The sequence below is a fragment of the Streptomyces sp. NPDC002884 genome (assembly GCF_040295245.1).
Classification (GTDB): Bacteria; Actinomycetota; Actinomycetes; order Streptomycetales; family Streptomycetaceae; genus Streptomyces.
On record NZ_JBEOVB010000004.1, the window covers coordinates 450,045 to 463,369 of the forward strand.

The 13,325-nt window shown below is 69.7% G+C and carries 13 protein-coding genes; 6 read left to right on the plus strand and 7 right to left on the minus strand.

Features of this window, described 5'->3' with window-relative positions; all coding sequences use genetic code 11:
- Nucleotides 1–82: 82 nt before the first annotated feature.
- Both ABT070_RS12130 and ABT070_RS12135 read right to left on the minus strand, forming a co-directional pair.
- A complete protein-coding gene (locus ABT070_RS12130) occupies nucleotides 83–871 on the minus strand; it encodes a hypothetical protein (RefSeq protein WP_351758293.1) in 789 nt (262 codons plus the stop codon).
- 42 nt (nucleotides 872–913) lie between these two features.
- A complete protein-coding gene (locus tag ABT070_RS12135) occupies nucleotides 914–1,270 on the minus strand; it encodes an LPXTG cell wall anchor domain-containing protein (protein ID WP_351758295.1) in 357 nt (118 codons plus the stop codon).
- Nucleotides 1,271–1,379: 109 nt separating this feature from the next.
- Here ABT070_RS12135 and ABT070_RS12140 point away from each other — a divergent pair, with 109 nt between their 5' ends.
- From ABT070_RS12140 to ABT070_RS12160, 5 genes are all read left to right on the plus strand, one after another.
- Nucleotides 1,380–1,736, plus strand: a complete 357-nt coding sequence (locus ABT070_RS12140; protein WP_351758298.1) for a hypothetical protein — start codon at nucleotides 1,380–1,382, stop codon at nucleotides 1,734–1,736.
- Between the two features lie 201 nt (nucleotides 1,737–1,937).
- Nucleotides 1,938–3,200: a L,D-transpeptidase gene (locus ABT070_RS12145; protein ID WP_351758300.1), complete on the plus strand. Its 1,263-nt coding sequence runs from the start codon at nucleotides 1,938–1,940 to the stop codon at nucleotides 3,198–3,200.
- Nucleotides 3,201–3,355: 155 nt separating this feature from the next.
- Nucleotides 3,356–4,843, plus strand: a complete 1,488-nt coding sequence (locus ABT070_RS12150) for an ABC transporter permease (protein WP_351758302.1) — start codon at nucleotides 3,356–3,358, stop codon at nucleotides 4,841–4,843.
- Between the two features lie 46 nt (nucleotides 4,844–4,889).
- On the plus strand, nucleotides 4,890–5,576 hold the full coding sequence (locus tag ABT070_RS12155) for an ABC transporter ATP-binding protein (RefSeq protein ID WP_351758305.1): 687 nt from the start codon (nucleotides 4,890–4,892) through the stop codon (nucleotides 5,574–5,576).
- A gap of 91 nt (nucleotides 5,577–5,667) precedes the next feature.
- Complete coding sequence (locus ABT070_RS12160) at nucleotides 5,668–6,459, plus strand: group II truncated hemoglobin (protein WP_351758307.1); 792 nt, start codon at nucleotides 5,668–5,670, stop codon at nucleotides 6,457–6,459.
- Between the two features lie 58 nt (nucleotides 6,460–6,517).
- Here ABT070_RS12160 and ABT070_RS12165 read toward each other — a convergent pair whose 3' ends face one another.
- Complete coding sequence (locus ABT070_RS12165; RefSeq protein ID WP_351758309.1) at nucleotides 6,518–7,423, minus strand: helix-turn-helix domain-containing protein; 906 nt, start codon at nucleotides 7,421–7,423, stop codon at nucleotides 6,518–6,520.
- Between the two features lie 172 nt (nucleotides 7,424–7,595).
- On the opposite strand from ABT070_RS12165, the gene ABT070_RS12170 reads away from it, so the two are divergent.
- Nucleotides 7,596–8,636, plus strand: a complete 1,041-nt coding sequence (locus ABT070_RS12170) for an NAD(P)-dependent alcohol dehydrogenase (protein ID WP_351758311.1) — start codon at nucleotides 7,596–7,598, stop codon at nucleotides 8,634–8,636.
- Between the two features lie 337 nt (nucleotides 8,637–8,973).
- Here the strand turns inward: ABT070_RS12170 and ABT070_RS12175 are convergent, their stop codons facing one another.
- From ABT070_RS12175 to ABT070_RS12190, 4 genes are all read right to left on the minus strand, one after another.
- Nucleotides 8,974–9,822, minus strand: a complete 849-nt coding sequence (locus ABT070_RS12175) for a type 1 glutamine amidotransferase family protein (protein ID WP_351758313.1) — start codon at nucleotides 9,820–9,822, stop codon at nucleotides 8,974–8,976.
- Between the two features lie 98 nt (nucleotides 9,823–9,920).
- The gene (locus ABT070_RS12180; protein WP_351758316.1) at nucleotides 9,921–11,111 is read right to left on the minus strand and encodes a serine hydrolase domain-containing protein; all 1,191 of its coding nucleotides are present in this window, start codon (nucleotides 11,109–11,111) and stop codon (nucleotides 9,921–9,923) included.
- Between the two features lie 160 nt (nucleotides 11,112–11,271).
- Nucleotides 11,272–11,967 carry a DUF4389 domain-containing protein gene (locus ABT070_RS12185; RefSeq protein WP_351758318.1) on the minus strand — a complete coding sequence of 232 codons (696 nt, stop codon included), beginning with the start codon at nucleotides 11,965–11,967 and terminating at the stop codon, nucleotides 11,272–11,274.
- Nucleotides 11,968–12,182: 215 nt separating this feature from the next.
- Nucleotides 12,183–13,283, minus strand: coding sequence for an AI-2E family transporter (locus ABT070_RS12190; RefSeq protein ID WP_451101012.1), 1,101 nt, complete (start codon nucleotides 13,281–13,283; stop codon nucleotides 12,183–12,185).
- Nucleotides 13,284–13,325 lie beyond the last annotated feature (42 nt).

Genomic DNA, 13,325 nt, shown 5'->3' on the forward strand with positions numbered 1-13,325 from the left:
GCACGGATGTGACGGCAGGGCCCCGGTGCGCCGCACGGGGCGGCGGGTTACGTCAGTGGCTCGACTGCTGTGGCCGCTTCGGTCACTTGAGCTTGGCGACCTGCGCGTCGACCACGGCGGCCGGGACGGCGCCCATGTCGCCGCCCTTCGACATCGCGGCGAAGTTCACCGTGTAGAACGTGGCGACGGTGTTGCCCTTGCGCACCACCGTCGTGTGGAAGGTGGCCGATCCCGCGCCGTCCATGTCGACGTCCGCGGCGAAGGCGACCGCCTCGTCACCCTTCGCGGCGCTCTTCTCGGCGACGACCTTGGTGACCTTGGTGGTCTCGCCCTCGGCCGTCAGGCCGTACCCGCCGGCACAGGCCGTGACGCCGTCGGAGACGGCCTTCACGGCCTTCTCGGCGCCGTCGCCCTCGTACGAGGAGAGGCCCACGAACGTCATGTCGATGTCGAAGGCGTCCGCGAAGTCCTCCGGCTTCACGGTGGCGCCCGACGCCTTGTCCTCCGAGACCGTGTTGCTGGCGTTCGCGTCCGTGTCGCCCGGGGCGAGAGCGGCCGTGGCCCAGGCGAGCGGGGCGCAGGCCGGCTTGTCGGTCTTCACCTGGGACTTGGAGGCCGGCAGGGTGTCGTCGCCCGAATCGGACTTGTAGCCCTTGAGTTCGCCCTGCGCGAGCAGCAGCTTCTCCAACTCGGCGGTGGTGAGCGCCTTCGCGGCCGGAGCCGACGAGGAGGAGCCGGCGGACGAGGAGGCGGACGCCTTGGAGTCCGCGGAGTCCTTCGACCCCTCGTCCGAGCATGCGGTGAGGAAGGAGAGCGACAGTGCGCCTACTGCGGCGGCGGCGCACAGCCGTGCCCCCGATGATCTCTTCATGAGCGAACTATGAAGAGCCTGTCAAAGAACAGTCAAGTTAATTCAAAAACCCAGGCGTTCCCGGCGAACGGAATAAACCACGAAACCCGCGCCCAGCGCGAGGAGCGTGGTTCCGCCGACGACGTACGGGGTGGTGTCGAAGCTGCCGGTGTTGGCGAGCCGGGTGCCGTCGTCGGCCGTGATGTCGGCCGTGGTCCCGGTCGTGCCGTCGGCGCCGGTGCCGGCGGGGGTGTCGGTCGTGGTCGTCGACGCGGCCCGTGCCTGGGTCGTGATCTGCGTCGTCGTGCCCGTTCTGGCCGGAGTGTCCTGGGACGCGTTCGCGGACGGGACGAACCACAGGGCGCCCAGCAGGGTCCCCGCGGCGGTGGCGGTCAGCAACGGACGTAGAGCGGAAGACACGGAATATCTATCCCCTTGTGGCGCTGGCGAATTGGCCGTGTGGTCCGATGCTAATGAAAGTCGCGGGTCGCGGGAAAGTTGCGGGAGCTGTGAGCCGTACGCTCCGGCCATGAGTACTGAAGAGACATCACGTTTTGTTCGGATTAGAGTAGATATTCTTCTCGAGGTGCACGACGAGGATGCCGTGACGACGGCGGCGCTGCGGCGGATCGCCGACGACGTGGAGCTCCCCGACGCCGAGCGCGCGCACGCCGAGGGCGCTGTGACGGAAGACACCGCGGAGGCCCTCGCCTATCTCGTCGACCCGTTCGACCTGGTCGGTGAGGTGCCCGGGGTGGAGCTCCAGCAGGCCTCCTGGTCCAGCGAACGGATCGACTACGACCCGGATTCGCCGGAGTGGGACCTCGACGAGGATGATGTCGACGAGGATGACGAGGCGGACGGCGAAAAGGGCGGCATCGGCTGAGCGTTCCGGGAAACTCGTGAACCCCGGACGGCAACCGCCGACCGGGGTTTCGTCGTCTCAGCAGACGCACGAACCGACACCCGCACCATCCGCGCCATGAACGTGGCGTGCCCCACACCTTCGGGAATGTGGAACGGGGGGAACCGGTCGTAGCGTTGATGTTCTTGACGGGGACTCTCTGGGTTCTGGTAATCGGCAACGATGGAGAAGCGTGTGATGACGGACAGTAGGCGGCGCCGAGGTCTGATGACCGCGTCCGCACTGCTCGGCGGTGTTCTGGTGCTCTCTGCGTGTTCCGGCGGCGACAGTGACGCCTCCGACGGCGGAGGCAGCTCCTCGCAGGCCAAGGCCGACGAGGCGGCGGCCAAGAAGTCCTCCGAGGCCCAGATCAAGATCACGCCCGCGGACGGCTCGGACAACGCCTCCATCAACAACTCGGCGGCCGTCACGGTGAGCAAGGGCACGCTCACCACGGTGACGATGACCACCTCCGACGGCACGGCCGTCGAGGGCGCCCTCTCCGCCGACAAGACCAGCTGGAAGCCGAACGCGCAGCTCGAGCGCTCCACCACCTACAAGGTGGCGGCAGAGGCGAAGGACTCGGGCGGCCTCGTGGCCCACGAGAACGCCTCCTTCACCACGGTCTCCCCGGACGACAGCTTCATAGGCAACTTCACGCCGGAGGACGGCTCGACCGTCGGCGTCGGCATGCCCGTGTCGATCAACTTCAACAAGGAGATCACCAACAAGGCCGCCGTCCAGAAGGGCGTCACGGTCACCTCCACCAGCGGTCAGGAGGTCGTCTGCCACTGGTTCTCCACCCAGCGGATGGACTGCCGTCCCGAGGACTACTGGAAGGAGAACTCCACCGTCACGCTGAAGCTCGCGCTCGACGGGGTGGAGGGCGCCAACGGTGTCTTCGGTGTCCAGCAGAAGACGGTCACCTTCAAGGTCGGCCGCAACCAGGTCTCCTACGTCGACGCGAAGACCAAGCAGATGAAGATCACGCACAACGGCGCGGTCATCAAGACGATCCCGATCTCGGCCGGCTCGCCCGACAACAAGACGTACGAGGGCCAGATGGTGATGTCGGAGAAGTTCAAGGAGACGCGCATGAACGGCGCGACCGTGGGCTTCACCGATGACGACGGCAAGGGCGAGTACGACATCAAGGACGTGCCGCACGCCATCCGCCTCACCAACTCCGGCACCTTCGTGCACGGCAACTACTGGGGCGCGAAGTCCATCTTCGGCTCGGTGAACACCAGCCACGGCTGCGTGGGTCTGTCCGACACCAAGGGCGCCAACGACTCGGGCACGGCGGGCTACTGGTTCTACACCAACTCCATCGTCGGCGACGTCGTGGTGGTCAAGAACACCGGCGACAAGACCGTCTCCCCGGACAACGGTCTCAACGGCTGGAACATGGACTGGGCGCAGTGGAAGGCGGGTTCTGCCGTCTGAGGCGGTTCCTGACGGACAGTTCGACAGTTCTCACACAGCTCTCCGGTGCCGCCCCCAGGGGCGGCACCGGTGTTTCCGGGGTTGATCACAGCCTTCTCATCGTTCTCTTATTTCGGCCTTATCCCTTCATCACGCGCGGTACCTACCGTGCGGCCATGTTCTTCACCTACCTGAGGCGCGAACTGCGCCGCCGTAGAAAAGCGGCCCTCGTCGTCGCCTCCGGGCTCGCGCTGGGTATCGCGCTGGTCATCGTGGTCACCTCCGTGTCCTCCGGCATGGGGAAGGCCCAGGACAAGGTCCTCCAGTCCCTGTACGGACTGGGTACGGACATGACGGTCACCAAGGCCGCCTCGCCCACCGCGAGCGCCTCGGACCGGCCGCGCTTCCAGTTCGACGCACAGGACAACGACTCCGACGCGGAGCAGAGCACCGACCGCGTCATGGTGCAGGGCTTCCAGACCCTGTCGACCGCGACCGTCACCAAGGTCGGCAAGCAGGGCGGCGTCTCCGACGCGGTCGGCGGACTGAGCCTCCAGGTCCTCAAGGTCGACGGCCAGTTCACCCGCGGCCAGTTCCAGCAGAACGACAACGCGGGCGGCGGAGGCGGCCAGCAGGGCGGCGGCGCCGGTGGCAACGGCGGCGGCAACGGCCAGCCGCAGGGTGAAGTGCAGGGCGGCGGCGCCAACTTCGACGTCAACAGCTACTCCGTCTACGGCACCGACGTCACCGAGCCCGCGCTCGGCCCGCTGACCTCCTCGACGATCACCAGCGGCCGCACCTTCAAGACCACGGAGAACAACGGCAAGGTCGCCGTCCTCGACTCGGCGTACGCCAAGGAGAAGTCGCTCAAGGTCGGTTCCACGCTGACCATCAGCAAGGTCAAGTTCTCGGTGATCGGCATCGCCACGGCCGACAGCGGTGACGCCGCCGCCAACGTCTACCTTCCGCTGACCCAGGCTCAGACCCTCAGCGACTCGAAGGACAAGGTCACCACGATCTACGTCAAGGCGACCGACTCCCAGAAGATCGACAGCGTCAAGTCGACGATCCAGAAGAACGTCTCGGGCACCACGGTGACGACCTCCGCCGACCTCGCGGACACCGTCTCCGGCTCCCTCTCCACGGCCTCCTCGCTCGCCACCAACGTCGGCAAGTGGCTGTCCATCGCGGTGCTGATCGCCGCCTTCCTGGTCGCCGGTCTGCTCACCTCCTCGGCGGTCTCCCGCCGCGTCCGTGAGTTCGGCACGCTGAAGGCGCTGGGCTGGAAGTCCGGCCGGGTCACCCGGCAGGTCGTCGGCGAGGCCATGGTCAACGGTCTGCTGGGCGGCGCCCTCGGCATCGGGCTGGGCCTGGCCGGCGCGTACGTCGTGACCGCGATCAGCCCCACGCTCCAGGCCCAGTTGGGCGGCGGCGGTGGCGGCGGGGGCCAGGGCGGTCCCGGCGGTGGCGGTGGCGGCTTCGGCGGTGGCGGCCGCCAGGCGGCGGCCAAGACCCTCGACGTGGCGCTGACGGCGCCGGTGAGCGTCACGACGGTGGCCGTCGCGGTGGGTCTCGCCGTGGCCGGCGGTCTGATCGCCGGGGCGTTCGGCGGCTGGCGCGCCTCGCGGCTGCGTCCGGCCGACGCACTGCGCCGCGTCGAGTAGCCGAACCGCCCCCACCCCCATACGCACACCAGGAGTTGTTGTCCCCATGTACGAACTCAGAGGCGTCACCAAGCGCTACACCCGGGGCAAGGAGACGGTCCACGCCCTCGCCGGGGTCGACCTGACCATCCCGGACGGCGACCGGCTCGTCATCCAGGGCCCCACCGGCGGCGGCAAGTCCACGCTGCTCCAGATGATCGGCGCGCTCGACCGGCCGTCCGAGGGCGAGATCGTCCTCGACGGCGTCGACCTGGCCAAGCTCTCCGAGGCCAGGCTGACGAAGGTGCGCAGCGAGAACATCGGCTTCGTGTTCCAGTCCTTCAACCTCATCCCGACGCTCAACGCGCAGGAGAACGTCGAGACCGCGCTCGTCCCGCTCGGCGTGAAGGTCAAGGAGCGGCGCGAGCGGGCCGCCGAGGCGCTGCGGTCCGTGGGCCTGGGCGAGCGCCTCGGGCACCTGCCGTCCGAGATGTCCGGTGGCCAGCAGCAGCGCGTCGCTATCGCCCGCGCGCTGGTGAAGCAGCCGAAGGTACTGCTCGCCGACGAGCCCACCGGCAACCTCGACGAGAGCATGCGCGACGAGATCATGGACGTGCTGCACACCATGTGGAAGGAGCACGGGCTGACCTTCATCATGGTCACCCACGACTCCTCGATCGCGAAGAAGGCCCCGCGCGTCGCCACGATCCGCAAGGGCAAGATCACGGTGAAGGAGAACGCGGCGTCGGCCTGACGCGGGGCGCAGCGCGCCGAATCGCTGAGCGCTGAGCGAACGCCCGCCGGAAGACGAGCCTCCGGCGGGTCGTTCGTGCTTGCGTGGCCCCATGACGGCACCCGAGACAGCCACGCCCCGCACCACGGTCGAGTACATCCGGTACCGCATCCCCGAGGAGCGGTCCGCGGAGTTCCTGGCCGCGTACACCCGAGCCGCCCGCGAGCTCGCGGCCTCCCCGCACTGCGTCGACTACGAACTCGCCCGCTGCGAAGAGGACTTCGGGCACTTCATCCTGCGGATCACCTGGTCGTCGACCGAGGACCACCTCGAGGGCTTCCGCACCTCGGACCTGTTCCCCGTCTTCCTCGCGGAGATCCGCCCGTACGTCGGGCACATCGACGAGATGCGGCACTACAAGGCCACCTCGGTGCGCGGGACGGGCTCCGCCGTGCCCACGCTGTACACCTGGGCGGGCGGGGCGGAGGCCTTCGCCCGGCTCACCGAGGCCTTCTACGCCAAGGTGCTCCAGGACGACCTGCTCGCACCGGTCTTCGCCGGCCTCGCCCCCGAGCACGCCGAGCACGTCGCCCTCTGGCTCGCGGAGGTCTTCGGCGGGCCGGCAAGTTACTCGGCGACCCAGGGCGGCCACAGCCACATGGTGGCCAAGCACTTCGGCCGGGACATCACCGAGCCCCAGCGCCGCCGCTGGGTCGAGCTCATCCAGGACGCCGCCGACGAGGCGGGTCTGCCCACCGACGCCGAGTTCCGCTCGGCGTTCCTCGCCTACGTGGAGTGGGGCACACGGCTCGCCGTCCACTTCTCCGGCCCGGACGCCAAGCCGCCGGCCGAGCAGCCGGTGCCGCGGTGGGGATGGGGCGCGGCTCCGCCGTACCAGGGCTGACCGCCCCCCGAGGGGCGAGGGGCGGCCGGGGAAGAGGCGGCCGGGGAAGGGGCGGTTCTCAAACGGACGGAGTCTGGGAGCCGGCCCCCGCCCGCGTCGCGTCCGCGCCCCAGCTCGCCAGCAGCCGCAGCGCCTCCGCCGAGGCCGACCCCGGATCCGCGTGATACGTCACCATCGTCTGTTCGCCGTCGCCCGCCAGCCTGAACCCCTCGAAGTTCAGGGAGAGTTCGCCGACCAGCGGATGCCTCAGCAGCTTCACGCCGTGACTCTTCTCCTTCACGTCGTGGGTCGCCCACAGGCGCCGGAAGTCCTCGCTCTTCACCGACAACTGGCCCACCAGCGCGGAGAGCCGCGGGTCGTCCGGATAGCAGCCCGCGTCCATGCGCAGGGCGCAGACGATGTCGATCGCCTTCTGCTCCCAGTCCACGAAGAGGTCCCGGTAGTCGGGTCGCAGGAAGACCAGCCGGGCCCAGTTGCGCTCCGCCACCGGCAGCTCCGCCCAGTCACCGAAGACGGCCGCCGCCATCCGGTTCCAGCCCAGGATCTCGGTGCGCCGCCCGATGAGGTACGCCGGCACCGAGTCCATCGCGTCCAGCAGCTGCCGCAGCGGGCCCCGCACCTGCTGCGGCGGCGCGCTCTGCTTCTTCTTGTGCTTGGGCTTCGCCAGGTGGGTGAGATGCGCGTGCTCGGCGTCGGAGAGCCGCAGCGCCCTGGCGATGGAGCCCAGCACCTCCGCCGACACGTTCCGCCCGTTGCCCTGCTCCAGGCGCGTGTAGTACGCCACCGAGACCCCGGCCAGCTGCGCCAGCTCCTCGCGCCGCAGGCCCGGCACCCTGCGGTGCCGCCCGAAGTCCGGCAGCCCCACGTCCTCCGGCTTCAGCCTGGCCCGCCGGGTGCGCAGGAACTCGCTGAGCTCGGCACGCCGGTCCAGGGGGGCGCCGGGAGGTTCGGGGTGTTCGTCCATGCCGTCCAGTATTCCCGGTCGTACGCACACCAGCCTGACCCCGCCAGTGGTAGGCACAGCAGACGTACGCAGAGGCGTGACCTGGGTGAATGTTGTGCGATGGGGCAGGCTCAACGTCGTACCCGGCCGGAAGGCAGGCCGGAACGCGACCCCCCGCTAGGAGATCCAGGGCATGACCACCGTTGCCGCGTACGCCGCACCCTCCGCCAAGGCTCCGCTGGAGCGCACGACGATCGAACGCCGCCCGGTGCGCGAGTTCGACGTACTGATCGACATCGAGTTCGCCGGAATCTGCCACTCGGACATCCACCAGGCCCGGGAGGGCTGGGGCGAGGCGATCTTCCCGATGGTGCCCGGTCACGAGATTGCGGGCATCGTCTCCGAGGTCGGCCCCGGTGTCACCGCGTTCGCCGTCGGCGACCGCGTGGGCGTCGGCTGTCTCGTCGACTCCTGCCGTGAGTGCGACAACTGCAAGGCCGGCCTGGAGCAGTACTGCACCGGCGGCAGCGTCGGCACGTACAACGCCGTCGGCAAGGACGGCGAGCCCACCTACGGCGGCTACGCGCAGAAGATCGTCGTCGACGAGAACTACGTCGTCCGCATCCCCGACGGCCTCGCGCTCGACGTCGCCGCGCCGCTGCTCTGCGCCGGCATCACCACGTACTCCCCGCTGAAGCACTGGAACGCCGGCCCCGGCAAGAAGGTCGCGATACTCGGCATGGGCGGCCTCGGCCACATGGGCGTCAAGATCGCGCACGCCCTCGGCGCCGAGGTGACCGTCCTGTCCCAGTCGCTGCGCAAGAAGGACGACGGCCTGAAGCTGGGCGCCGACCACTACTACGCCACCAGCGACGAGGCGACCTTCACGGAGCTGCGGGGCACCTTCGACCTCATCCTCTCGACGGTCTCGGCCCCGCTGAACCTGGACTCCTACCTGTCCCTGCTGAAGACCGACGGCGCCTTCGTGAACGTGGGCGCGCCCGAGGAGCCCGTCGCCCTCAACCTGTTCTCGGTGATCGGCGGCCGCAAGACCCTCGCCGGCTCCGGCATCGGCGGCATCCAGGAGACCCAGGAGATGCTGGACTTCTGCGCCGAGCACGGCTTCGGCGCCGAGATCGAGGTGATCAGCGCCGACCAGATCAACGAGGCGTACGAGCGGGTGCTCGCCAGCGACGTCCGCTACCGGTTCGTGATCGACACGTCGACGATCTGACGGACCTCGCGACGGACCTCGTGACGGACCTCGCGACGGACCTCGCGACCCCTGTGACGGACCTCGCGGATCCCGTGGCGGTCCGTGCGGCTTCCCGACCGTGAGTGGGCCCCCGGCGCAGCTCGCCGGGGGCCCTTCCTCGTTGCTCGTCGCCTGTCGCCTGTCGCCTGTCGCCTGTCGCCTGAGAGGTGCCGGGTGGCGGGTGCCGGGTGGCGGGTGCTTCAGGGGTTCCGCCGGTCCTTCCCCCTCGGCGTACGCACAGCACTGCTGCGATCACCACTGCTACCAAGGCGAGCTCTGCCTTGGCTGGCCCCGGATCGCGGTGGCATTTCGGCGTTCAGGACACGGATACGGAGACCGACGCGGGCACGGACGCGGGAGTGGACACGGGGAACGACTCGCCGGCGCCGTAGGACCGTACGAGAGCCCCGCCGCCCGGGGCGGGACGCACGGAATGGGCCCGCCCGCGCCCGGCCACGAGCGCGCGGCCTTCGTTCCCCTCGCCGCCGACCTCCACCAGCGTGTTCTCGTCGATGGCCACCCCGTGCGCGAGTCGTCCGCCCGCGACGACGGCGGTCAACCGTCCCAACGTCCCCCACTGCGCGGCATGGTTCTCCACTCCGAACGGCACGAGCCCCAGTCCGGCCCGGACCTCGATCTCCTCGAGATCCTCGGCGGTGTCCGGGGGACACACGGCGACCCCGTCCACGAGCCAGCCCCCGACCACCGCGTCCCGTGCCGCGAGCGCGGCTCCCGCGGAGAACCCGGCGTAGGGAAGTCCGCGCTCGACGAGCAACGAGGCCAGCGGTCCGGAGGCCTCGGCCAGCGCCTCCTGGTACGCGGGCGTCAGCCCACCGCAGACGAACACCCCGGCCACGTCCTCGGTGACCGCGCCGATGTCGAACCGCTCCCCGACGGGCACCAGCGACGGCACGGGCGTACAGTCCCCGGCCTTGCGCAACGCGACGTCGTACCGGGCGAACTGCTCGGCTCCGTCGCCCTCGTCGACGATCACACAGAGGATGCGGGGCGCCGACCCGGAGCCGGATCCCGGCACCCCCGCCGCCCCCGACGCGGCGCGGGCGGCGCGCAGGAACGGCCCGTGGACGACGTCGGCGACCGTCTCCTCCCACCCGCCGCCGATCAGGAACACCCGGCCCCCACCGCTCTTCGTACCGCTGCTCACGCGCACTTCCCCCCTGGGTTGATGGACGACTCGGGCCAGTAACTCACGAACGGCGCCCCATCGCTTCGGCGCTTCGGCCGGTTCGGCCGGTTCGCGCCTCAGCCACCGGCCTGGAGCCCCTTGTGACCGTCGTAGGCCGCCATCACGATGTCCAGTCCCCGCGTGTCCTTCGCCGGTTCGCGCATCTGATTGGTCACGTAGGCCACCACCAGGCGGGCATCCGGCTCGATCATGACCGTCGAGCCGCCCCAACCGCCCCACCCGTAGGTGCCGCCGAACCGTCCGTAGCCCAGACCCCAGCTGATCGGCATCCCCAGCCTGAGGTCCTCGCCGCTGAACTGCTCCTCCCAGGCCCGGTCACAGCCCGCCCGCGACAGCAGCCGCACTCCACGCACCGAACCCCCGCAGGCCATCGCCGACTGGACGAGGGCGACCGAGCGGGCGTTGCCGAAGCCGCTCGCTGCCGGGATCTGCGCCCGGCGCCAGGCCGTGCTGTTGCCGTCACGGAGCCGGATCGGGGTCGGGGTGACCGGAGTCGAGGGGGACGCGGGGGACGTGGCGGCCGCGGCCGAGGAGGTCGGGGCCTCGGGGGCCGGGTCCGTCACGGGCCGGTCCGCGTCGCTGTGGGCCGCGCCCGCGGTGTAGTCCTCGTCCCGGGACGGCGGTGGGACCGTGAGCGCCACCCGGTGATCGTGTTCGGCCGGCAGCCCCATCCGGAAGTCCGCGCCCAGCGGTCCGGCGATCTCGTCGGCGAAGAACTCACCCGGGCTCCGGCCGGTGATCCGGCGCACGACCTCGCCCACGAGGAATCCCTGGGTGAGCGAGTGGTATCCGGCCGCGCTGCCCGGCTCCCACTGCGGAGCCTGCGCCGCCAGCCGTGCCGTCGCGGCCGACCAGTCGTAGAGCTCCGTCACCGGGCCGTCCCAGTCGGGCAGGCCCGCGGTGTGCGAGAGCAGGTGCCGTACCAGCACCGACTCCTTGCCCGCGGCGGCGAACTCCGGCCAGTACCGGGCGACCGGCGCGTCCGGATCGAGCTCGCCCCGGTCGGCCAGAACCAGCGCGCACAGCGCCGTCATCGTCTTCGTGACGGACCAGACGTTGACGATCGTGTCCCGCTGCCAGGGGACCCCGCGCGCCGCGTCGGCGAACCCGCCCCAGACGTCCACCACCGGCTCGCCGTCCACGAAGACGGCCACCGAGCCGCCGACGTCCCCGCTGTCCAGCAGCCCGGCCAGCGCCGTGGGCACGGCGGAGAACAGATCGTCGTACGAGCCCTGAATGTCAGCCATGCCCGCCATTGAGCCCCCACCGGACCACCGGAGGCAACCGAATTCCGGCGTCGGCAACCGAATTCCGGCGTAGCTCAGCGGAGTCCAGGCGTCGCTCGGCCGAATCCAGCGCCGACCCGGCCCGACCCGACCCGACCCGGTCCGGCCACCCGGCAAGGCGCTACGGTCCGGAACCGTCCGCCGGGGCCCTGGTCCCCGCCGGCGGGGAGGCCTGCGCTCCCATGTCCAGACGGAACGGCGGGTACACATCGGTCATCAGCGTCGTATAGGCGGCCACCCGCGCGACCCAACGGGCCAGACCGAGCAGGAAGTCGAAGAGGTGCACCGGGTAACGGCCGGTGAACGCCAGGATGATCACGGCGACGAAGGAGAGGAAGTAGACGAGCCCTCCGCCGTGCCAATGGTCCGCCCCTCCCCAGCCCCAGCCCCAGTCACCGACGAACATCCCCACGACGATGTACTGCGGGATGGCCAGCAGCCACCACTTCACCAGCACCAGGCCGCGCGACAGACGCTCGGGGTAGACCACGTCGAAATGCGCCGGGTAGTCGGCCACCTCGGCGAGGGTGAACGGGGGGTACCGGTCGGTGCCGAGCACGGCGTGGGCGTAGTAGGCGACACGCCAGTTCCAGCGCATCACGCCGACGTTGAAGTCGAAGAGCGACCGGGGGTACCGGCCCGTGAAAAGGATCGCGAAGAACGCGAAGACGGTCACGAAGAAGAACGCGATCCACAGGAAGAACAGCACGATGTAGTGCGGGATGGCGAGGAACCACTTCACCAGCCACATCCATCTGGACAACCGAGGATCGAGAAACGCCTCGATCCGCACGGGAGATCCTGCGACGGGAATCATGGGGACCAGCTCCGTTCCCTGATCACGATCCCAGGCTCGCACACGGCAGGAGGGGCCGCGACCGGGGCTTTCTCGGTCGCCCGGTGCTGGTGCTGGTGCTGGCGCCGGTGCGCCGATCCGTCGATCCGTCGATCATCCGCTCCCGATCCCGGGCGCGGCTATGGATACGGCTATGGATACGGATACGGATACGGAGCTTTCGCGGACAGGGCGCCTCAGGACGGGACGGCGGCGCCGGCGTCCGTCTCGTCGGTCCCCGCATATGACGGCTCTCGGAGCTGCTCGCGCACGTAGTTCCAGACCACCGCGATCAGCGCGGCGATCGGTACCGCGAGCAGACTGCCCACGATGCCGGCCAGACTGCCGCCCAACGTCACCGCCAGCAGGACCACCGCCGCGTGGAGGCCGAGCCCACGACTCTGGATCATGGGCTGGAACACGTTGCCCTCGAGCTGCTGCACCACGACGATGATGGCCAGCACGATCAGGGCGTCCGTCAGGCCGTTGGAGACCAGCGCGATGAGAACCGCGACGAGGCCGGCGAACAGGGCGCCGATGATCGGCACGAACGCGGTGACGAAGGTCAGCACTGCCAGCGGGAGCACGAGCGGGACCCCCAGCACCCACAGGCCCAGGCCGATCAGTACGGCGTCGAGCAGGCCGACCAGCGCCTGGGAACGTACGAACGCTCCCAGGGTGTCCCAGCCACGCTCCGCCACGACCGGGACGTCGGTGGCGAGCCGACCGGGCAGCTGACGGGCCAGCCACGGCAGGAAGCGCGGGCCGTCCTTGAGGAAGAAGAACATCAGGAAGAGGGCCAGGACGGCAGTGACCAGGCCGCTCACCACCGTGCTCACGCCCGTGACGACAGTGCCGACCATGCTGCCGAGGCCGTCCTGCGCGCGGGAGACCGCCGTGTCGAAAGCCTTGTTGATCTGCGCGTCACCGATGTTCAACGGCGGCCCGGCGGCCCACTCGCGCAACTTCTGGACGCCTTCGACCACGCCGTCGGTCAGCTCGCCGGACTGGGATGCCACCGGTACCGCGATCAGTGCCACGACGCCCAGGGCGATCAGGAGGAACAGCACCGTCACGACCGATGCGGCGAGGGCGGGTTTCCATCCGTGACGACGCAGGAAACGGGTCGGTGGCCAGGTCAGTGTGGTCAGCAGCAGGCCGACCACGAGCGGCCAGACGACCGACCACATCCGGCCCAGGAGCCACAAAGCCACCGCGAGCATCAGGAATATGAGCAGCAGCTCCGCGGAGGCACGCGCCGAAGTGCGGAGCGCGGCGCGGGCTTTTGTGGAACTCAACGTGGCAGTCACGGATGCACCCTATGGGTACTCAAGTCATAC